Origin of the sequence: Adhaeribacter radiodurans (genome assembly GCF_014075995.1) — a bacterium.
GTDB lineage: Bacteria > Bacteroidota > Bacteroidia > Cytophagales > Hymenobacteraceae > Adhaeribacter > Adhaeribacter radiodurans.
Map to the genome: position 1 here is coordinate 5,379,235 of NZ_CP055153.1, position 20,613 is coordinate 5,399,847.

The following is a 20,613-nucleotide window of genomic DNA, read 5'->3' on the forward strand; positions in this document are numbered from 1 at the left end:
AAATCATATAGATGAATTTACTAAAGGAGAACTTCTTATAATAAATTTTATGTACAAGAGCAATTAAAACGAATAGGCCTAACTAGCTTTTGCTCTACCCTAATTACTATTATTTTTAAAGCAGCCCTAATTAACTACTTGCCGCTTTGGGCAACTTCTTCCTCTATCAGAGCCATAAAGGAATCAATTAATTTGGATTTGTAATCCGCATTGATGCACACACTCACACCGGTTTTAATTTTTACATCTGTAAGCGGAATATATCGGATTTGCCCGATTTGCAGTTTCTGGAAAGATGAAGGACAGACGGAAATACCCAGGTTGGCTTCCACTAAGTTCACAATAGTTTGCCATTCGTTGGCTTCCTGGCCAATCTGCGGAGCAAGCTGTGCCGCTTTAAAAATAGTCTGGAGCTTATCATACAATTTAGGTGCGATGAATTGCGGAAACAACACAAATGACTCTTTTTCCAAATCCTTCAACTTAAGTTGTTTCTTATGGGCCAAAGGATGCCTGCCAGATAGCGCCGCCACAAAATGTTCCTGCTGCATGGGCCGGCAAGAAATACCCGTTGTTGTTGTCGGTTCCCGGATAAAGCCTACGTCCAGGGTTCCGTTTTTTAATTCGGCCAGTTGAGCCGCCGGGGAAAGTTCGCGCAGCGAGAACTCGGCGTGTGGGTAGGCTTGCCGGTGTTTTTGTATTAATTCCGGAACGCCGCAAAAAATAGTAGAAGAGGTAAAGCCTATATTTAAAACGCCTGCTTCGCCCCGGTTAATTCGTCTGATTTTATCAACTATGTGTTTAGTAGTATTTAGTAATTTTAAGGCTTCGGGCAGTAAGGCTTCGCCGCTTTCGGTGAGGGCAATACGCCGGTTACTGCGGTCGAACAACTTACCACCCATTTTCCTCTCCAATTTTTGCATGGCTAAGCTTAACGGCGGCTGCTCAATGCCAATGCGCTTGGCTGCCAAGCCAAAGTGCTTTTCTTCGGCTACTACGGTAAAGTAATACAGCACTTTCAAGTCTATATCTGGCTTTACATCCATATATTTTTTATATCAAATGGTAAGCTAAAGTATATTTTTTAAATAATTATTCAAGCTTTATTTTTGAATTATAAAATTTTAAGATTGAGTGATATGGGCAGCAAGGTTACTAAGCTGATTCTGGCTTTATTTTTAGGTCTGGGGCAATTAGGATGGGCGCAGGAAACGCCTTGGCGGTTAGAATTAAGGGGCCAGGTGATGGGGCTGCAAAACAAACCGGTGAGCGGCGCCAACATTCAGGTAACCAAGGAGCCGGCTGGCACCTTGGTAAAAGTAGAAGTTTCGGATTTTGAAGGTCGCTTTGTGGTTCAAAATTTAGCTGTTGGCACGTACAAAGTAGTAATAACCCATTTTGATTTTGCGGTATACCAATCAGCGGTTATACCATTAGAGAAAAATGTTGATTTAGGGGTAATAAACCTTTCCGAGAGAGCAACCACTTTAAAGGAAGTAGATGTAGTAGGCAAGAAACCCTTTATTGAGCAACAGTTTGATAAAACTGTTTTAAACGTAGAAAACAGCATTACGGCTGCCGGCAACACGGTTTTGGAAGTACTCGAAAAAGCCCCCGGCGTAAACGTAGACCAGAACGATAACATTAGTATGCGCGGCCGTCCGGGTGTAATCGTGATGATTGATGGGAAACGGGTACCCATGTCGGGCACCGAACTGGCTAATATGCTGCGGGGCTTATCAGCGAATTCAGTAGAAAAAATTGATTTAATTACTAATCCATCGGCCAAATACGAGGCTGCTGGTAATGCGGGCATTATAGATATCCGGTTAAAGAAAGACAAACGCATGGGCACCAACGGTACCCTTACTTCGTCGTTCGGGCACGGCAAGTACGAAAAATCCAACCAAGGCGTGCAGGTAAACCACCGGGGTAAGAAAATAAACTTATTTGCCAGTTACAATTACGTGCACCGAAGCGAACTATCTAAGTTAGATATTTACCGGGAGTTTTTCGAAGGTCTAACCTATATTGGTGCCTACGACCAGAAAAACAACTTCGGCTTTATCTTAAATAACCATTCTGCCCGGGTGGGTATGGATTATTACGTATCCCCCAAGACCATTGTGGGGGTGGTAGTAAACGGGTTTGCGAACGATATTAACCGCACCACCGACAATAAGGCCGGAGTGCTGGATGAACAGCATCAGCCTGCCTCGTCGTTCCTGACGAAGGCTATTACCGGCACTAACCGGTATAATGGTTCGGCTAACCTTAACTTGAAACATACCCTCGACAGCTTGGGCCGGGAAATTTCCGCCGACTTTGATTATATTTCTTATAAAACCACCGATATCCAGGATTATACTACTAACTATTTTAACCTGCAAAACGAACCTACCCGTTCGCCTTATTTATTGTACGGCGATTTAGACGGAGATTTAATTATTCAATCGGCGAAAGTAGATTATACTCAACCGCTAAAAGGTATCAAAGGGAAACTAGAAGCCGGCCTGAAAAGCAGTTCGGTAAAAGCCGATAACAATTTACAGTTCCTCGACCGCAGTAACAACGGCAACGTGCTGGACCCAAGCAAAAGCAACCATTTTATTTATAAAGAAAACATTAACGCGGCTTACCTTAATGCCTCTAAAAAATGGAGCAAAGCCAGTTTACAGCTAGGCTTGCGGGTCGAAAATACCATTGCAGATGGCAAGCAACTTTCCGATGGGCAAGAGTTTAACCGGAATTATACCCAATTATTTCCGAGTGCCTTTGTGGGCTATACCGTTAACAAAATGCACGACCTGGGCTTGTCGCTGAGCCGCCGCATAGACCGGCCTACTTATAACCAGCTAAACCCATTCAAGTATTTCCTGGACCCCAGTACGTACTCTACCGGTAATCCTTTCCTAAAGCCGCAATTAACGTATTCGGTGGAGTTTACGCATACTATCAAGCAAAAAATTACAACCAAATACTCCTACAGCCGCACCACCGATAACATTATTTCGGTTCTCTCACCCGATCCGGAACTAGACAAAGTGGTAATACAAACCGATCGCAACCTGGCTAAGTATAATTATTACGGTATAAACCTGTCCGTGCCGGCTTCCATTGGCAATTGGTTTAATAGCGTAACTAATGCATCGTTTTATTATGGTTTGTACCAGGGTAATTTAGCAAATACCAATCTACGGAACGGTCGGCCTACGTTTAATATTAACTCCAATAACACTTTTGTGCTAAACAAAGACTGGACTGCCGAGGTAACCGGGGAATATCAAGCTCGGGAAATCTACGGATTCCTGGATATTAAACCTATCTGGTTTGTTACCGGGGGCATTCAAAAGCAACTCTGGCAGAAAAAGGCGAATGTGAAATTAAACGTAACCGATGCTTTTTACACGAACAAAGTCCGGGCAATTACTGCGCTTACCGGTTACACCGAACGCTTTTTTCAACGGCGCGATTCGCGGGTAGCCACCATTAGCTTTACGTACCAGTTTGGTCAAAGCCAGGCGGCTCCCGCACGGCGGCGCTCCGGGGGTGCCGAAGATGAAAAAAGGCGTGCAGGTTAATAAACTCAGAGAATATAAGATAAAGATAGATAAGCCTTTAAATTTACTTAAAGTTGTGCTTTTACTAGCTCGGCTACTACCTTACGCCCTCCCTGGTTCATGTGTAATCTATCTGCCTGAAAGTATTGCTGATTTAAAACGGAATCAAATTCTCCTATTCGCTTATCAGCCGCTAAATCTACTAAAGCATCTGCTCCAATCAACTTATAATTAGCTCGTAACCAGCTATTAAATTTAAGTCTTTCCGTTTCTATCTGTTGGTGTACCGGGGCGTATTTTGGAATCTGACTAGCGGTAAGAGTAAAGGCAAATGTACGGATAGAGTACCGATCAGATTTTTGGTGGTAAATAGTTATTCTTTCAATTAATGAATCGGCATTTACCCCTAAATGCAAGTCGTTTATGCCTGCCCAAACCATAAGCATGGTATTGCTGAATTTATACCTGGCGATAATCTGACCGTTTTGATCTTGCAACATTTGGTCTACGGTTTGGCCGTTTTTCGCATAGTTCTGCCAGCCCGAATAGCCCGACCATAATTGCTCTTTTAACAGCAACGGCCATTCGGTACCACCATCCGCAGGGTTGGGCGCAGTCATACTATCTCCGTCAAAAACAATAGTGCGCATAAACCTATTTTCACAAGCGGAACAGAGTACTAGCAGAAGGAAGAAAACACACTTTTTCATAGGCTAAAATTATAGGTTATACTTTATACGCGTGTTTATTCATATAGAAACCTATCTGTTTTTACATCCTTGGTTCCTCTACTCATTTTGTAAACTATTCTCGGTTTGCCAGGCGCTCTGATTTTGTAAAGCTTTGTTACTGTACAAAGTAACAATCCTTACTGCTAATTCTAGTTCCTGCCTTCGAAAGCTTTAGGGTATTTTTTATATTTTTTTCACCTACTATTTTCGTAGAATTCTCTATTATAAAATACTTTTAACTATTATTAGGAAGTAAACTTCTCCATCCTAAAAAAAGTAAAAAAGGCATCACCGCCACTCTGGACAGCTAGCGTAAATACTACAATGCCTTTTGAATTTATGAATTAAGAATATGAAAGTAGCCTTTTACTTATTACAAGAACCTTTAGATGATTACCTGTATGGTTTTGAAAATAAGGGGCTACATTTATCTATTCTAAAAAAAGTAAATGGCGTGGTTTTCTACCTTCCTTACACTCCCACCAAAGGCATGTTAGTGGATTTAGCAAGGTTTAATAAAGTTTTTGGGTTTAGTAAAGCAGAATTAGAGTTTCTAAGAGATAAAGGGTATTATATTGTATGTGACCTAAATATGACACCAGAATATTTAGAATTACTATTAACAGTTAGGGAGGAAGATTAAACTTTTACAAATTCCTTTAATCCCTAAACCAACGGGATTTGTTGAAATAATAAATGACGGAAGTAGATCAGAAAGATTAAAAGCGTAGTTAATATAAAGTAAAGCCCCTTGCTATACGCGAGAGGCTTTTTGGATCGGTTACGCTTTAGGTATAATTTCCCATTCTACAGTAAAAGGCAGTAATTCCCCATCTATAAGTTCAGGGAAACCGCTTATTATCTCAATTTCGTCCTTTTCCGGCCTGGCACCTGTTACAGCCTCAGCTTCAACACAAAGCTTGGTTAGTACATCTTCTCTCAGTAGTTGGGGACTTCTCACGTAAGCTTCCGAATTATTAATTACAATTGTTGTGGTATACATAGGTTAAAATTAAGTAAATCTAACAAATACCTTCTTTCGTCTTTTTTGATATATCGGTTTAATTAAAAGAAAAAATAAATTTAAATTACTGACATACAATACATTATTTTAATTGGCTTTGGAGCTTTATAAACAAGCCAGAATGTTCCTTTTGTAAATACCCTAGTATTACTTATCAATGCTTTCCTATAGCTATAATGGTACTCATTTAACTTAAACCTTTTACTAAACGGCGTAACTAATGACTAAATGTTTCTTTTGCCGGTTTCAGGTTTTTAGCTAAGCAGGGAGTATTTTGGTAATTTTTTATGGTTTTCTGTATCTTCCGGCAGGAGGTCATCTTTATGAAATATTATTACTTTCTGCTGCTTTATTTATTTTGTATGGGCTGCCAAAAACCTGGGCGGCAAAGTTCTTCTCTTTTAACTAATAAATTTAACGATACTACTTTACAAACTATTTACACGGCCCAGGACGAACGGCAAACTTCTGTTTTACTGCCTTACTTAACCCACGCAGATGCCAGTTACCGGCAAGAAGCCGCCCAGGCATTTGCTTCCGTGCAAGACTCGCAGGCAATTACTTCCCTTACTCCGTTACTTACCGATCCGGAATCGACGGTACGGCGGGCAGCGGCTTACGCTTTAGGGCAGACCGGAAAAGCTTCGGTAGAGGAAATTCTGCAAGCTGCTATTGAAAAAGAAACTGTGGCGGCAGTAAACGCGGAGTTATTAGAAGCACTAGGTAAATGTGCCACCCAAAAAGGTTTGGAGACTTTAGTAAAATATGATTTTCCGGACCCTATAGTGCAAGCAGGCCAGGCCTGGGGTATTTACCGGGCCCACTCTCGTCCATTACAATTCAAAACTGCCCTACCTAAAATAATTAGCTTATTAAGTTCTCCCAGCCCAGAAACCAGGTTAGCAGCCAGTCATTTTTTAGCCCGGACGACAAAGCTAGATATAACGCCGCATACCGAAGCCGTTTTAACAGCTGTTCAAATTGATCCGAGCCCGGAAGTACGCATGGCCGCCGCGCTGGCATTAAGTAAATCTAAAGCAACCCATTTACCCGAAGAGGTAGCGGGAATAATGGAAACCGAGCCCGATTACCGGGTGCGATTAAATTCGCTTCGGGCTTTAACCAACCAGGTTTGGATTTTGGTAAAACCAATAGTATGGCGCGCCTTAACCGACAAAAATATAAATGTTGCCCTTACCGCCGCCGACCTAATTGCCGGCAAATCTACTCCCGAAGAAGCGCCCGAGTTATTACAAAAAGCCGAACAAACTTTACGCTGGCGGGTACGAGCTAGTTTATTGGCAACCGCTATGAAGCAACATCCGGATAAAAAACAGGTTTTAAGCAGCATCCAGGAACGTTACCAACAAACCAACAATTTTTACGAAAAAGCTGCTTTACTAAGTGCAGCCGCAAAAGATATAGCAGGCGCCAGTTTTGTGGAGCAGGAAACATTTGCCGCTCAGATACCGGTTGTACGCACTTACGGCATAGAAGCCTTAACTCAACTTCGCAGCGAGAAAAATTTTCCATCGAATCAAAAAAAGCACTTTGCCAACTTATTTCAACGGACCATTTCTTCCGGCGATATAGCCGCCGTAGGAATTACAGCTGGCATTCTGCGACAACCCGAATTAAATTTTAAAGCGGATTTTACGAATACAAGCTTCTTAAAAACGGCCTTAGATAAATTAGTCTTACCCCGCGATAACGAAGCGTACCAGGAAGTTGCGAAAACCGTAGCTTATTTTGAAGGGAAACCAGAACCTGCTGCCCCTAAAAACCCTTTTTCGCACCCCATAGATTGGAATTTAGTAAAAAGTATTCCGGCAAACCAGAAAGTGGCCATTCAAACAAACCGGGGAGAAGTAATACTGCAGTTATTTGTGGAACAAGCCCCGGGTACCGTTGCTAATTTCGTGCTGCTAGCGCGCAACGGCTTTTTTAACGACAAAAACTTTCACCGGGTAGTCCCCAACTTTGTCATACAAGGTGGTGACCCGCGCGGCGATGGTTGGGGCGGTAGGGATTATGCTATTCGCTCGGAGTTTGCCAATCTACGTTACCGCGAAGGCTTTGTGGGGATGGCCTCGGCGGGTAAAGACACCGAAAGTTGCCAATGGTTTATTACCCACTCTCCTACCCCCCACCTTGATGGCCGCTATACCATTTTCGCTAAGGTAGTAAAAGGATTAGAAGTATTGCCCTTGTTAGAAGTGGGAGATAAAATTATAGAAGTTAGAATGCAGTAACCGATTAGAATTCTAAGTTGTAACAAACTAAAAATATAATTTTCATTATAAAAAGTTTACCTGCATCATTTTGAATTTTTTCCAGAATAAATAAGGGAGACCAGTAGAATTGGCCTCCCTTATAGGTTAAAAAACAGAAAAGTAAAAAATTAAGGTATTATTTAAGCTTTACGATCGCTTTTAGCAACTAAATTAAATTTAACGGTAAAGTCGTCGTAAATAGCTTTATCGGCGATATTCGGGAAAAAGCTCTTAGAGTTATATTTAATATCCCAGTTAGTACGATTTAAAGTAGCCGTACCAACAGCGGTAGCCACTCCATCTTTCACGCTAACAGTAGCCGGAAAAGAAACAGGCTTGGTAATTCCTTTGATTGTTAAATCACCGTTAACGGTAGCATTAGCCGCTCCGGCAGCAGCTCCTTTAAGAGGAGTAACGCTGGTAATTTTTAAAGTACCGGTTGGGTGTTTTTCCGTAGAAAAGAAATCATCAGATTTTAAGTGACCTAATAATTTTTGCTTATAACCTTCATCGGTCAGGTCTTTATTCGTAATAGAATTCATGTCGATTAAAACAGTACCGCTCACAATTCTATTGCCATTTACTAATATATCGCCTTTAGAAATAGCAATGTTGCCGGTATGTTCGCCGGTAACTTTTTTACCATTCCACTCCAGGTTACTTTGAGAAGTTTCTACTTTATAAACGGTAGCTGCTTTTACGGCTTTGGTAGTTTTAGCAGCAGAAGCTAAGGCTTGAGCCGAAGCAGCATTGGCAAAAAATAAACTAGCAACAACAGCAACTGATAATAATGTCTTTTTCATGATTAATTTAAAATACTAAGGTTGATAAGATTCTATTTTTAATTTTAAGGTGTAAATAATTGGTTTTATTTAGTTCTAATCCCGGATTTTATCCAGCAAGCGACTCAGCTCTTCGGCTTCAGCTATGGTTAAGTTTTCCAAACCTGGAATCCGGGTACCTTGGTCTTCGTCAATTTGCTGCAATAACGATAACCCTTTTTCCGTAATCAGAATATCTACCGTCCGGCGGTCATTCGGGCATTGATGACGCGTTACTAAATTCTTTACCTCCAGTTTATCTACAATGCGGGAAGCATTAGATGTTTTATCCAGCATTCGGTCAATCAGCAAATTTACCGTTGCTGGTTTTGGGTATTGCCCCCGCAGAATGCGTAAAATATTAAACTGTGGCAACGTAAGTCCAAACTTCTTAAAAACAGCTGCTTGCTGCACTTGTAACCAACCAGCTGTGTACCCAATATTTATGTATATTTTTTGATACACATCTTTAAAAGTTTTCTGCTTAATCTCTTCTTCTATCTTCATATCCTTTTAACGTTACAAATATATGTATATACATTTAATGTACCAACATATTATTAATTTATTTTTTTTTAGAATTTACTTTATTTGTTTCCTTAAAACCAATTACCAAGGTCGCCGTATTGCTAAGATGCTATTTTTAATTCAATAAGACATTGTTAATCAAAACCTTAAATAGCTACTCGATTAACAAAAAACAATCTCTGAATATTCTTTAAAATACGAATTTAAACTATTCAAAAAAGCTGCTATTCTTAACCAGAACCAAATATTAACGAAGCTTAATTTGCTTGAACTGTTAAAAAGCGTTGTTAAATCTTACTTCTGGTTAATTTTTGAGATCTTATGGATGACTCGCCTAAAACTGATACGCCACAACAGCAGGAACGTCATGCTACCTGGCTCGAACTTTTTTACGATTTAATTTTTGTAATTGCTATTGGGCAACTTACTACTCATTTATCGAAAGATTTAACGTTGGTAAGCTTGTGGCAGTTCGTTTTGTTATTTATTCCAATCTGGTGGGCCTGGACCGGCCATACCATGTACGCTAATCGCTTTGAACTCGACGATCAAAGGCACCGGATACTTACCTTACTTCAAGTGTTAGGTTCCCTTTTTATCGCGGTCTTTATTCAGGAAGCTTTATTAAAAGAATCTTATCTATTTGCTTGCGCTTATTTATTTATTCGGTTGGTATTGCTGATAATGTACCTTCGGGTATTCTACCACGAGCCGGATAGTCGTAGCATTGTTACTCCTTTATTAATCGGATTTTCGATTGGGGCTATTATATGGATAATATCCATTTTTACACCTCCACCCGGGCGATTTTACTTATGGGGTTTTAGTTGGCTTTTAGAGTTTATTATTCCTTGGATGAACCACAAAAGACTACGGGAAAAGCCTATTCAGAATACCCATTTACCCGAACGCTTTGGTTTATTTGTAATAATTGTGTTAGGCGAAAGTATTTTACGAATTACCAGAGCCTTAACTAACCTGGAATTATGGCAGTTTTTTACCGGCGCTAATGCCATTTGCAGCTTTATTTTAATTGTTCTGGTCTGGTGGATTTACTTCGATTACATCGAAGAATTTGTTACCGGTAAAATACAAGGCACGGGGTTGCTTTATACTTACCTGCATTTTTTTATTTACATCGGGATTGTTATTCTGGGAGTAGGACTCGAGTACAGTATTCTCAGCCACATTAGTACGCTGGCGAACCTGGCTAACTTGTTAATGATAATTGGAATTACCTTGTTTATCTTACCACTCGGCATTATTCAGGGGATTAACTTTAAACAAGTACCTACCCGCCACTACATTATTAGTAGTATGGTATTAGTAGTAATTATGGTCTTGTTTTATATTCTGGAAATTTATCTTAAAACCTTTTATTTTTTACCTGTTCTTACCCTGATTGTTTTTGCTTATCTACTCTTTCAACGATATCAATACAGCCGGCTTCCTGACGTAAGTTAATTTTTGCTTTAATTTTTCTGGGATAAAACAGCTATCCACTAAGAGCTTTTAACCTATATAACCACTTAAAAATCTTGCAATTAGTCTTATTTATCCGTACTAAGCGGGGTAAATCCGTATTTTTCAGCTTAAAATAAGTATTTAATTGTTAGTTCTCTCTTTAAAACCCGCGTAAAAGGACATAATCTCTTAAAAGTAAGAGAATCATAATTTTAGAAAGAAGTTAATTAGAGTAGAATAGGAAAGATTTTAAAAGGGTTAGGACTGCGAAGGAGGATTAAAGGATTTTCTTACCGAAGCATACAAGCCCGAATCATAGGATACCTTATTAACTAAATTTTTATTTTTCTATTAATTTTTTAAGCTATGACAAACAAATTAAAGTTTTTACCAGCCATTGCCTTGGTATTTGCCAGTTATTTAACCAATGCCCAAACTACCACTTCTGGTTCAGGAACTACCTCTGGAACAGGTACCACTGCTGGCACTACTAGCGGTTCTACGGGAACAACTAGCGGCACTACCGGTGGAACTACCTCCGGTACGATAAGAAGAGGAAGCACGACCAGCGGTACTACTTCTGGTACAACCACAGGTACTATGGGCACTACCAGCGGCACCACTTCCGGAACTACCTCCGGTAGATCAAGAAGTGGTTCTACAACTGTTGGAACTACCAGTGGCACTACAGCCGGTACAACCAGTGGAACTACTACTGGCACTACTAGCGGAACTACTTCTGGTACCACTTCAGGAACAACTGTTGGTGGCACTACATCCGGAACAACCAGCGGTACCACTTCCGGAGCCATCACTTCTGGAACTACTACTTCTGGAACTACAACCGGACCTACTACTTCGGGTGGTACAACAGCTGGCGGAACTACCAGCGGCACAACCGGAGCAACAACTTCCGGCGGTAGCACTTCTGGTACAGGATCTACAAGTGGTTCTACTTCTGGCTCTGGTGGCAGTACTTCCGGTACTACTACAGGCGGTTTAAGATAAGTATTTACTAAGTTTTGCAGCTAGATTAGAGATAAGTTAGAATTTATAGTTTTTTCATAATAGGCGCTAAAAAGCTAACAGATGTTGTCTGTTGGCTTTTTTTTAACTAGTTCTCTAAGTAAAGCTATCCTGCTTAATTTCCTAAACCACTTGCCTAATAAAGAGATGATAAATCCAGCGGTTTTGAAAATAAGATTACCTAAACCCTGAATAGGTAGAAAAACTATTTATCCCACTTGTTCAAGTCAATAAGAAGAGTTTAAGAAAAGTAATTTATTTTCTCCTTCAACCAAAAAAAATTACTTTTTAACACTGCTCTAGCAGTCGTTGTGAACCGGTTATATTCTGGTAGGATGACGATTAATAGGCTGTTATGCCTGATGATCTGAACTGGTATCTAGGTGTGGTACAAGCTTATTTGGTGGACTTACCTAATTTGCTTAATCTTATAAGTGGTAGTTAAGACCATAAGATATAAGTAGCTAGTTTAGTAAATCTTTACCGAATCATAGAATACATCCGAAGCCTATAAACTAGAGCAATATTCAAGTAAAAGGACAAACTTAATTCAACCCGTTTATTAGAAATGTATTTAGTGTTATAAGCAGAAATAAAGCCTATTACATACAAAGAAGTTTGGTGTCTGATATCTGAATACTTATGTCTTTTTACTTTCAAACAGCTCCTTCATAAAGTTTATTTATTTAAAATAAGCTGCCCGTCTTCTTCTTTTACCATGCCAAATGGCTCTTCTTTTAAAATTAAAAAGCCATCTAAATCGGCGTAATGAATACCGGAACATAACTGCATAGCCGACCAGATTCCCAACGAAGTTTCTACCATACACCCAATCATAGGCTGTAAACCATAGGCACGGGTTTCTTGTAATATCCGCAGTCCGTTTAGGTAACCGCCCGCTTTCATTAATTTCATATTAATGCCGTGAAATTGCGCACGTAGCTTCTCAAAATCAGGTTCGTTCGTTACCGATTCATCAGCGAAAATTGGATAAGGACTCTGCTTTTTTAAATACTGGTAAGCCTCTAACTGACTAGCCGGTAAGGGCTGTTCGATAAAAAGGATTGGTAAACCATTTAACTCCCGTAGAAAAACAAGAAGTTCGTCGGGGTTCGTCCAGGCCTCGTTGCCATCAATAATAATAGGACTTACGGTAACTGCTGCTACAGCTTGCACTAAGACCAAGGCATCCGTCTGGTTTACCTTCACTTTTAAAGGAGAGAAACGCGTTAAATTATTTACTTTAATAAAATCACCTATTAACTCGGGTGCCATTATGGGTAAAGAAAAAATGGTAGGCACAGTTTCGGGCTGAGGTAACTTTAAAAATTGACTCACCGTGAGTTGCTGCTGCCAGCAAATAAAATGCACGTACGCCGACTCCACGGCAAAGCGCAAAGAATTGGCTACCGGGTACAATTTAAGCAAAGTCTCCAATTCCGAAATAGAACGGATGTACGCTAAACCATTACGGAGCAAGTTTTGAAATTGCTGTAGCAAGAGTTCGGGGGTTTCATGGTAACGTACATTAGGAGCAGCCTCCCCAATTCCTAAAAATTGCTGGTCAGATACGCGCACAAATAAATTGATTTTACTATCTGCGGCGTTGCGGGAAATTTTCCAGGTGTAGCGTAACGAAAGTACTTTGGTCTCAATGTGCCAGGTAAGCATATACAGTTAGCTTTCTTTTATTTTCTACTATTTGCAAATGCTTTTTAAAACTCTCTATATAAAAACACTGCCATTACATTTATTAACTAAATCTAATGTTTTACCCATTATGGTGTCTGATTAAAGAATTAATTTAAGTTAATTTTTATATCTGCAATATCCACCATGTCCAAGTAAGGTTCACGCTGGGTTTTAATTTTAAAACCATACACCAGCTCAATATCATCGACCTTGGCTAATACCAGACCTCGGCAAAGTACTTACCCAGTGAGTAAGAACAAATAGAAGGCGAACGACCAGGAACTTTCCTTGCTTTTATACCAGTAAAAATCTTTGCTCAGGAGTAAGGAAGTTGAAGTTGTATAGGTTCATTTATAAATGTTCTAATTTTACTGCCGCACGGATTCAATGACTTTTGCTATAGCTTGTAGCAATCCTATATCTACTTTAGAATGTTTATCTATTTGATCCTGATCTACCAATGCCCGGTAATTCTGCTCATCGTCTGATTCAAAATAGACGAGCAATCCATCCACCTCCACTTCTATCTTATGCATGTAGCCGGCCATGATAAGCCTTGATTTAAAATCCCGTTCCTCTCCTTTATAGGTAACTGGTAATTCAAAGTATTCTTTTTCCATGATTTAGTAATTATTCCAGCTATACGCCCTGTATAATTATGGGTTGAAATAAATTATCCACTTATTACCGGTAACAAATTTCTGCTAAGGTGGATTTAGAATTAATACTCAAAAAAGAAGCATTCATTACACTGGCCCTATTTTAAAATTTAAGAAAATCGGCAGAAACCTTCCGCCGGCTTAATTGAAGGTTTGTTGTATCTCAAAACTAATAGAATTATAAAAGAGTAACTCTTTTTAAGTATTACTGACCGGTAGTGCAATAGAACACTACCGGTCAGTAATACTCTATCTGAACAGAATTGAATTAAATACGATAATTGGAAATTTAAAAGGCGCTTAAAAAGTCTACTTTAAAAAGGGAGTAAGCTTTTCCGGAGTAAGTGGTTTTTTAATGCAATCGATTAGGAAAAAGTCCTTTGATCTAGCTATATCCAGATAATTCCTTGAACTGCTCAGTGCAACGATCTTAATGGTAGCCGTGTTTTCTTATGCCGATATTTGTAATTCTTCTAAAAATTCAAATTCACCCATTATAGGCATGTTAATATCTCATAAAATTAAATTGAGGCATTGCTCTTGTCAGCATACTTCCTTTACAATTCCCAAAGTTGATTCCCCGTTGGCCGCAGTTTGCACCTGGAGGTTTATTGCAAATCTGTCAAGTACACTCTTGGTTAAAAAATAGCTGTAGAAACATCATCCACTAATAATATTTTTTATTTGTCCCTTAATGTGTTAAACCAATGGGATTAAAAACACAACTGATTGGTTCACAACAAATTATTAGTAAAAAGTTTAGGAATTTTTTAAATGGATACAAGTCAGAAACCTTAGATTTACAATCCTTTGTACTTTCTTTGCTTATTTGGTTTAGGCTTCAATTTTTTCTTAAGCCAATCCCCAAATAAAATAGCCACAATCAGAAGGATTGTGGCTATAAGCCATTGCCACCACTCCATAATTTTATTCCGTTATTTCGGATAAATCTACCATCTCCAAATAAGGTTCCAATAAAGCAATGCCGGTAAAACCTCTAACTAGGCCAACCTCGCAATTTTCTCCCCGGTACCAGATTTCAGCAAAGAACTTATCCACCGAGTACAGTTTAATAACATAATAGTTACTAACCCGAACCGCTAAGAATTCACCTTGCGTTCTAATTAATGCTATTCGTTTTTCGTGGTTTTTATGGTTAAAGTCGTACAGGTTCATAACACATGGATATAACATTATAAATTATAAATATTGTGCCAGATTATGAGGAAGTTATGGAATTAAGGTTTTGGAGAATAATTCGGTGTATTTGCTCTCTAATAGCAGCTATAATCTCCGTATTTATACTATAAGCTAGTAAATATTATATAAGTATGCTGGATTGTTGCTATTTTAATCTCAGGTTACTAAGTATAAAGTGTAGACGAAGTTAACTCGAAATGAATTCATTAAATAAGATTTTAATAGTAGATGATGATGATGTATCCCGCTTCTTAATAACCAGGGTAGTTAGAAGCGTGGCCCAGGCAAATCAAATTCAAACAGCAGGCAATGGCGAGGAAGCATTACTGCTGTTAAATCAGGGCTGTTCATCCAATAACTGTCCGGAACTAATCCTGTTGGATATTAATATGCCAATTATGAATGGGTTGGAATTTTTACAGGAACTACAAAACTCACCCATTGTTACTTGTGCTTTAAAGATTGCTGTTCTAACCACTTCTAATAACCCCCTAGATTATCTGTTAGCGCACGAGTATCCGATTATTGCTTTTTTAGAAAAGCCCTTAACCGAGGACATGTTTAAAACTGTATTGGCTGCTTAAAAAATATACTTTCCTAACCAAATAAAAAGGTATTCTCCCTATAAACAGCTTTTTAATTGGTTAGTTTACGGTTGGTTTGCCCATGATTTTGAATTGAATTCCCATCTAAACTTGTGCTACCTTTTTGGGATTGCTTTTGCCTGTATCTATCCGGAACTGCTTCCGAATGGCTAATACATCTTTTAATAATATTCCTGTACTTTCAAGACCGGTAGCACCTAAGGCTAAATGAAACAGAGGATTAAAGAGAACCTGCATATCGATTAGTATTTAGAATTAAATACGTTGCGCTTTTATTGAGCAGAAGGTTTCACTTTTTGAAAGCACCAATACTAATCCAAAACCTATTATATCAGCTACTTATATAAGTACAACAAAATAATTCCGTTTACTACTGGTAACAATTCTTTCCTTCAAGGTATTTAGAGGTAATACTGAGAAAGGAAAAACGCTTCCTGCGACGGGCACATGCCGGAAGCGAGTAAAAATTCTAAGAAAACCGGCAGAGACCCTCCGCCGGCTTAATATTGAAGTTTGTTGTATCTCAAAACTAATAGAATTTTTATAAGAATTATTCTTTCAGGGTATTAAAATAAAAACCGGTAAAGTAGGGTCTCTTTACCGGTTTTTTAACTTTTACAAAATATTGCAAATAAGCCCTTGATTTAATCAATCAAGAGCTATCTGTATTTATTACATTGTTACACTAAGTATACATCTATAGTTTAAAAGCATCGGAAAACAAAACTTATTGAGGATTTAAACCATGAATAAATACGCTCCTTCAGAATCTACAAGATAATTGGATCAAAAAAGTTTGAGGCCACCTTCTCTTCCGAATCAGTTACTGTAAGTTAAGCATTGCTATTGCATCATGTCTGTTTGCTTAGGTATTAATTCACTTATTTCTTTACTCTTTCTTAGCCAAACCTTCCTCAGAGGTTAAACTTGTACTTACCGATGTTTTAAATAATTTAATAAAGAATAATCGTTAGGCTTTCTAGAAGCATAAAACATTTAAAATTTCTAATTAAAGCATCCACTACTTTATTTTAAGAAAACTATTTCCTTCTATTACTCTTTCGTTTTTTCGGTTTAGGCCAGGAGCAAATGTGTAATTTCTTTAAATAAGAAATAAAATAATATCTTTGTTCTTATAAAAGATACGTCTGTCCGGGCTTGTTGGTAAGACTAAATAATGGTTAAATGGCCTTTTAGTAAAATTCTCCGGCAGATTGGCTTACTCCTTTTTCTATGCAGAAATCCCGCTTAGTTTTACTCATTATTTTAATTTTTACGGCCGTTCTAAGCCTTTCGCTGCTTAATGAATACGGTTTTATTTCTATTGCCCCGGCGGTTTTAACAACAGTACGGTGGATGGCCATAGCCTTGCTCCTGTATTATGCTTACTTAAAACGTTCGCTAACTACCTGGATTTTAGCCAGCATGGTAATAGGAGCCGAGATTGGCTATGATTTTCCGGTTTTTGCTCAGAACCTGAATGTATTAAGTAAAGTATTCCTGAAATTAGTAAAAACTATTATTGCGCCGCTCTTATTCGGCACTTTGGTAGTAGGTATTGCCGGCCACTCTAATTTAAAACAAGTAGGCAGCATGGGTATAAAAGCCCTGATCTACTTTGAGATAGTAACTACCTTAGCCTTGTTTATTGGATTAGCGGCCATTAACATCAGCAAAGCCGGCGAGGGAATTCAACTAAAAGTAAATGCCACCGACGAAATAAAGAAGCCGGAGCCGCAAACTATTTCCGATATAATCCTGCATATTTTCCCGGAAAATATTGCCCAATCGGTAGCAGAAGGACAGGTTTTGCAAATTGTAGTATTTAGCATTTTATTCGGGATTGCTCTGGCCATGCTGAGCGAGGCTAAGCGCCGTCCTATGCTTGAGTTTGCCGAAAGCCTTTCCGAAACTATGTTTAAGTTTACCAACATTATCATGTATTTTGCTCCAATTGCGGTAGGAGCAGCTATTGCTTACACGGTAGGTCACATGGGTTTTGGAATTTTAGTAAATTTATTTAAGCTGTTAGCTACCTTGTACGTTTCGCTGGTGGCCTTTGTGTTATTGGTATTATTACCGGTAGCGTACTTCTTCCGGATTCCGGTGAAAAAATTTGTGGCGGCTGTTGCCGAACCCGTTTCTATTGCGTTTGCTACCACTAGTTCGGAAGCCGCTTTACCGCGCGCCATGGAAGCTATGGAAAGTATTGGCGTACCCCGTAAAATTATTGCCTTTGTGATGCCTATGGGTTATTCATTTAACCTCGATGGCACTACCTTATACCTTTCGTTAGCGTCAGTATTTGTGGCTCAAGCCGCGGGTATTGACATGCCCTGGGAACAACAATTGCTAATGGTATTTACTTTAATGCTTACCAGCAAGGGCGTAGCCGGTGTACCTCGCGCTTCGTTAGTAATTTTATTGGGTACAGCAGCTTCCTTTAATTTACCGATTGAACCCATATTTATTATTTTAGGCATTGACGAATTAATGGATATGGCTCGTACGGCGGTAAATGTTACCGGTAACTGTTTAGCCTCTGCCGTAATTGCCCGTTGGGAAGGCGAGTTTAACGATAATCCAACTCCCGAGCAGTTAATGGTTGAAGAAGTATAATGTTGACAGCTTGATAAAACAAAGCTTAAAATAAGTATTATCTAGCAGTAAGAAAAAATTAACCGATCAATCCCAAATGCATCCTCTGCTTGCTCAATTAATGGCCCCGGGTAAGAAATACGCCGAACGAGCAAAAGATTTAGTAGAAGAAGTGGGTGATGACCCGGATAAATTTGCTGTTTTTCTCACTGCCATGCTAAATTCTGATATGCCAGCAGATACCGCCCGGTACGCGGCTGATATTTCTGAAAAGATCAGTCAGCGCCATCCGCATTTATTGTTGCCGTACCAGGATGTTTTACTGGCTGCTTTGCCGCATACGCAAAAACCAATTATCCGCTGGCATTTGGCTTTAATCCTATCCTACTTGCCTTTTTCTGACGACGATCAATTAGCCGAGGTAATTGAATATATACTAACCTGGTTGCGTACCGATCCAAATAAATTCTTGAAAGCACATTGCCTGCAAGCTTTAGCAAATCTGGCTCAAAAACACGATTGGTTACGCCGGGAAACCATTTTAATCGTGCAAGAAGAAATGGCAAAAGGCGGCGCGGCGGTAAATGCCCGGGGTAGAATGTTATTGCGCCAACTTGCCGGTAAATAACAGCTGTATTTCTTGTTTACTGAATTCACACTTGGAAATAGGTTTACAATCACGTTCTTCTATTTTACTTTTTCCCAGATTAACTACTTTCCAATAAACAGACTACTTGCTATCATTATATTAGAATAGTCATAATTACACTATTCCATTATTGTTATTTGCGTTATAGTTTTGCCTCGTCTTAAACAATTAGTCAACCAACTGTAATGCTTATTAGAATAAAACATTTACGCTTATTTTCCTCTTATTATTTTACTAATTCCCTTCATTTATTTGTTGCTGCTAACCAGCCTTTAGGTGAGTTTTCTTTAAATTCTTCTACAGTTTACTAGTCTTCCTTTACATGAAAACAGGAAGACTAGCCATGCTGGTGCTTGTATTATTTATATTTGGCTGCCAGAAAGAAGATAATAGCGTAATTGCACCCAATGCTCAAAATTATTTAAGTGCCTTTAGGTTTTTGAAAGTTCTTAATCCGGAATTATCAGAAGATTTAACAGGTAATGTAATGGAACAAAGAATTACATTACAGGCTCCAGCAGGATTATATTTAAATAATCTTATTGCCTCTTTCGATAATGAACCTGAATCTAATATTTACGTCGGGAATAATGAGCCAACCAGTAGAAAAACTAATAACAATTTTTCGGCTCCACTTGTCTATCGGGTACTCGCCTCTAACGAATCCGCTAACTATAAGGGAGTAGAAATACATCCAATGTTTCCGGAACTGGACCAGGCTCTGGAAACCGTAATGCAACAATACCAGGTACCCGGATTAACAGTAGCCATTGTTAAAAACGAGAAGTTAGTATTTGCTAAAGGGTATGGTTACGCGAATAAAGAAACCCATCAACCCGTTGATAATGAAAGTTTATTCCGGATTGCCAGTATTTCTAAACCTATTACGGCTGTTGCCATTTTAAAATTAGCCCAGGACGGTAAATTAAAATTATCGGATAAAGTTTTTGGTTCGGCCGGCATTCTTAGAAATGAATTTGGTAATGTACCTGCTGGTTCCAACCTCGAAGCTATTACCGTGCAAAATTTGCTGGAACACAAGTCAGGCTGGATAAATCAACCCAATGACCCCATGATGGCCAATTTAAATCTTTCGCACCAAGAGTTAATTGCCGATATTGTTCAACATCGCCCCTTAGCATATTCACCGGGCAGCACTTATTACTATTCTAATTTCGGCTATTGTGTTTTGGGGCGGATCATCGAGAAAGTAAGCGGAAAAACGTATTCCAGTTATGTTCAATCGGCCATACTGCAACCTTTAGGAATTATTGATATGCGCCTGGCAAGTAATACCCAAGCCCAAAGTGCCCTTAACGAAGTAACCTACTACCAGGAAAATGACAATCCTTATGCTTACAATATAAACCGAATGGATGCGCACGGTGGTTGGTTGGCTACTGCCACTGATTTAATGCGCTTGATGGTTCACATCGACCGCAACACCAAAGCCGCCGATATTGTATCGAGTGATATGTTAAACCAAACGTACATGGGATATTATAATTGGTTTCATACCGGTTCTTTCCCGGGAACTTCAGCTATTCTTACCCGCTTAGACGATGAATATAGTTTTGCCGTATTAGCCAATACCCGCAATAATGATCAGCCTTTTGCTATAACCGATGCCTTGTACGCCGCCATTAAAGAGCAACTTTTACTTAAAACTAATTGGCCTGAAGCAGATTTATTTACGCAAAACAGACAGGGAACTCAGTAAATAAAGAGACACCAGTATTTAGATGCTAGATGTTAGACTTTTGGTGTTTCAGTCATTAAATAT

The 20,613-nt window shown here is 39.1% G+C and carries 18 protein-coding genes; 9 read left to right on the forward strand and 9 right to left on the reverse strand.

Features of this window, described 5'->3' with window-relative positions; genetic code table 11:
• Nucleotides 1-134 precede the first annotated feature (134 nt).
• Nucleotides 135-1,046, reverse strand: a complete 912-nt coding sequence (locus HUW48_RS21495; RefSeq protein ID WP_182412882.1) for a LysR family transcriptional regulator — start codon at nucleotides 1,044-1,046, stop codon at nucleotides 135-137.
• 63 nt (nucleotides 1,047-1,109) lie between these two features.
• Between HUW48_RS21495 and HUW48_RS21500 the strand changes: the two genes are divergently transcribed.
• Nucleotides 1,110-3,581, forward strand: a complete 2,472-nt coding sequence (locus tag HUW48_RS21500; RefSeq protein WP_182412883.1) for a TonB-dependent receptor — start codon at nucleotides 1,110-1,112, stop codon at nucleotides 3,579-3,581.
• Between the two features lie 47 nt (nucleotides 3,582-3,628).
• Here HUW48_RS21500 and HUW48_RS21505 read toward each other — a convergent pair whose 3' ends face one another.
• On the reverse strand, nucleotides 3,629-4,210 hold the full coding sequence (locus HUW48_RS21505) for an SGNH/GDSL hydrolase family protein (RefSeq protein ID WP_182412884.1): 582 nt from the start codon (nucleotides 4,208-4,210) through the stop codon (nucleotides 3,629-3,631).
• 433 nt (nucleotides 4,211-4,643) lie between these two features.
• On the opposite strand from HUW48_RS21505, the gene HUW48_RS21510 reads away from it, so the two are divergent.
• Nucleotides 4,644-4,934 carry a hypothetical protein gene (locus tag HUW48_RS21510; RefSeq protein WP_182412885.1) on the forward strand — a complete coding sequence of 97 codons (291 nt, stop codon included), beginning with the start codon at nucleotides 4,644-4,646 and terminating at the stop codon, nucleotides 4,932-4,934.
• Nucleotides 4,935-5,072: 138 nt separating this feature from the next.
• Here HUW48_RS21510 and HUW48_RS21515 read toward each other — a convergent pair whose 3' ends face one another.
• Entirely contained in the window at nucleotides 5,073-5,294 is a 222-nt protein-coding gene (locus tag HUW48_RS21515; RefSeq protein ID WP_182412886.1) for a hypothetical protein, read from the reverse strand.
• A gap of 344 nt (nucleotides 5,295-5,638) precedes the next feature.
• Between HUW48_RS21515 and HUW48_RS21520 the strand changes: the two genes are divergently transcribed.
• Nucleotides 5,639-7,567: a peptidylprolyl isomerase gene (locus HUW48_RS21520; protein WP_182412887.1), complete on the forward strand. Its 1,929-nt coding sequence runs from the start codon at nucleotides 5,639-5,641 to the stop codon at nucleotides 7,565-7,567.
• Nucleotides 7,568-7,728: 161 nt separating this feature from the next.
• On the opposite strand, the gene HUW48_RS21525 is transcribed toward HUW48_RS21520, so the two are convergent.
• A complete protein-coding gene (locus tag HUW48_RS21525; RefSeq protein ID WP_182412888.1) occupies nucleotides 7,729-8,391 on the reverse strand; it encodes a YceI family protein in 663 nt (220 codons plus the stop codon).
• 75 nt (nucleotides 8,392-8,466) lie between these two features.
• A complete protein-coding gene (locus HUW48_RS21530; protein WP_182412889.1) occupies nucleotides 8,467-8,916 on the reverse strand; it encodes a MarR family winged helix-turn-helix transcriptional regulator in 450 nt (149 codons plus the stop codon).
• A gap of 342 nt (nucleotides 8,917-9,258) precedes the next feature.
• Between HUW48_RS21530 and HUW48_RS21535 the strand changes: the two genes are divergently transcribed.
• Both HUW48_RS21535 and HUW48_RS21540 read left to right on the forward strand, forming a co-directional pair.
• Entirely contained in the window at nucleotides 9,259-10,401 is a 1,143-nt protein-coding gene (locus HUW48_RS21535; RefSeq protein ID WP_182412890.1) for a low temperature requirement protein A, read from the forward strand.
• Between the two features lie 366 nt (nucleotides 10,402-10,767).
• Complete coding sequence (locus HUW48_RS21540) at nucleotides 10,768-11,409, forward strand: hypothetical protein (protein WP_182412891.1); 642 nt, start codon at nucleotides 10,768-10,770, stop codon at nucleotides 11,407-11,409.
• Between the two features lie 696 nt (nucleotides 11,410-12,105).
• On the opposite strand, the gene HUW48_RS21545 is transcribed toward HUW48_RS21540, so the two are convergent.
• The 3 genes from HUW48_RS21545 to HUW48_RS21555 form a co-directional block, all read right to left on the reverse strand.
• Nucleotides 12,106-13,098, reverse strand: coding sequence for a dipeptide epimerase (locus HUW48_RS21545; protein WP_182412892.1), 993 nt, complete (start codon nucleotides 13,096-13,098; stop codon nucleotides 12,106-12,108).
• 389 nt (nucleotides 13,099-13,487) lie between these two features.
• Nucleotides 13,488-13,739 (reverse strand): hypothetical protein, encoded by a 252-nt coding sequence (locus HUW48_RS21550; RefSeq protein WP_182412893.1) that lies wholly within the window; start codon nucleotides 13,737-13,739, stop codon nucleotides 13,488-13,490.
• A gap of 966 nt (nucleotides 13,740-14,705) precedes the next feature.
• Nucleotides 14,706-14,954 carry a hypothetical protein gene (locus tag HUW48_RS21555; RefSeq protein ID WP_182412894.1) on the reverse strand — a complete coding sequence of 83 codons (249 nt, stop codon included), beginning with the start codon at nucleotides 14,952-14,954 and terminating at the stop codon, nucleotides 14,706-14,708.
• A gap of 221 nt (nucleotides 14,955-15,175) precedes the next feature.
• Here HUW48_RS21555 and HUW48_RS21560 point away from each other — a divergent pair, with 221 nt between their 5' ends.
• Nucleotides 15,176-15,562 (forward strand): response regulator, encoded by a 387-nt coding sequence (locus HUW48_RS21560; protein WP_182412895.1) that lies wholly within the window; start codon nucleotides 15,176-15,178, stop codon nucleotides 15,560-15,562.
• A 105-nt stretch (nucleotides 15,563-15,667) separates the two neighbouring features.
• Here HUW48_RS21560 and HUW48_RS21565 read toward each other — a convergent pair whose 3' ends face one another.
• The gene (locus HUW48_RS21565) at nucleotides 15,668-15,820 is read right to left on the reverse strand and encodes a hypothetical protein (RefSeq protein WP_182412896.1); all 153 of its coding nucleotides are present in this window, start codon (nucleotides 15,818-15,820) and stop codon (nucleotides 15,668-15,670) included.
• A 996-nt stretch (nucleotides 15,821-16,816) separates the two neighbouring features.
• Here HUW48_RS21565 and HUW48_RS21570 point away from each other — a divergent pair.
• The 3 genes from HUW48_RS21570 (at nucleotide 16,817) to HUW48_RS21580 (ending at nucleotide 20,550) form a co-directional block, all read left to right on the forward strand.
• The gene (locus tag HUW48_RS21570; protein ID WP_182412897.1) at nucleotides 16,817-18,202 is read left to right on the forward strand and encodes a dicarboxylate/amino acid:cation symporter; all 1,386 of its coding nucleotides are present in this window, start codon (nucleotides 16,817-16,819) and stop codon (nucleotides 18,200-18,202) included.
• A 76-nt stretch (nucleotides 18,203-18,278) separates the two neighbouring features.
• The gene (locus tag HUW48_RS21575; protein WP_182412898.1) at nucleotides 18,279-18,809 is read left to right on the forward strand and encodes a hypothetical protein; all 531 of its coding nucleotides are present in this window, start codon (nucleotides 18,279-18,281) and stop codon (nucleotides 18,807-18,809) included.
• Between the two features lie 343 nt (nucleotides 18,810-19,152).
• On the forward strand, nucleotides 19,153-20,550 hold the full coding sequence (locus HUW48_RS21580) for a serine hydrolase domain-containing protein (RefSeq protein ID WP_182412899.1): 1,398 nt from the start codon (nucleotides 19,153-19,155) through the stop codon (nucleotides 20,548-20,550).
• The last annotated feature ends 63 nt before the right edge of the window (nucleotides 20,551-20,613 follow it).

Bases quoted from the DNA above. Each gene is read 5' to 3' on its own strand.
- HUW48_RS21515 (WP_182412886.1), bottom strand. From the start codon at position 5,294: ATGTATACCACAACAATTGTAATTAATAATTCGGAAGCTTACGTGAGA.
- HUW48_RS21575 (WP_182412898.1), top strand. From the start codon at position 18,279: ATGCATCCTCTGCTTGCTCAATTAATGGCCCCGGGTAAGAAATACGCC.
- HUW48_RS21510 (WP_182412885.1), top strand. From the start codon at position 4,644: ATGAAAGTAGCCTTTTACTTATTACAAGAACCTTTAGATGATTACCTG.
- HUW48_RS21505 (WP_182412884.1), bottom strand. From the start codon at position 4,210: ATGCGCACTATTGTTTTTGACGGAGATAGTATGACTGCGCCCAACCCT.
- HUW48_RS21495 (WP_182412882.1), bottom strand. From the start codon at position 1,046: ATGGATGTAAAGCCAGATATAGACTTGAAAGTGCTGTATTACTTTACC.
- HUW48_RS21580 (WP_182412899.1), top strand. From the start codon at position 19,153: ATGAAAACAGGAAGACTAGCCATGCTGGTGCTTGTATTATTTATATTT.
- HUW48_RS21540 (WP_182412891.1), top strand. From the start codon at position 10,768: ATGACAAACAAATTAAAGTTTTTACCAGCCATTGCCTTGGTATTTGCC.
- HUW48_RS21535 (WP_182412890.1), top strand. From the start codon at position 9,259: ATGGATGACTCGCCTAAAACTGATACGCCACAACAGCAGGAACGTCAT.
- HUW48_RS21525 (WP_182412888.1), bottom strand. From the start codon at position 8,391: ATGAAAAAGACATTATTATCAGTTGCTGTTGTTGCTAGTTTATTTTTT.
- HUW48_RS21520 (WP_182412887.1), top strand. From the start codon at position 5,639: ATGAAATATTATTACTTTCTGCTGCTTTATTTATTTTGTATGGGCTGC.
- HUW48_RS21545 (WP_182412892.1), bottom strand. From the start codon at position 13,098: ATGCTTACCTGGCACATTGAGACCAAAGTACTTTCGTTACGCTACACC.
- HUW48_RS21550 (WP_182412893.1), bottom strand. From the start codon at position 13,739: ATGGAAAAAGAATACTTTGAATTACCAGTTACCTATAAAGGAGAGGAA.
- HUW48_RS21530 (WP_182412889.1), bottom strand. From the start codon at position 8,916: ATGAAGATAGAAGAAGAGATTAAGCAGAAAACTTTTAAAGATGTGTAT.
- HUW48_RS21570 (WP_182412897.1), top strand. From the start codon at position 16,817: ATGCAGAAATCCCGCTTAGTTTTACTCATTATTTTAATTTTTACGGCC.
- HUW48_RS21565 (WP_182412896.1), bottom strand. From the start codon at position 15,820: ATGCAGGTTCTCTTTAATCCTCTGTTTCATTTAGCCTTAGGTGCTACC.
- HUW48_RS21560 (WP_182412895.1), top strand. From the start codon at position 15,176: ATGAATTCATTAAATAAGATTTTAATAGTAGATGATGATGATGTATCC.
- HUW48_RS21555 (WP_182412894.1), bottom strand. From the start codon at position 14,954: ATGAACCTGTACGACTTTAACCATAAAAACCACGAAAAACGAATAGCA.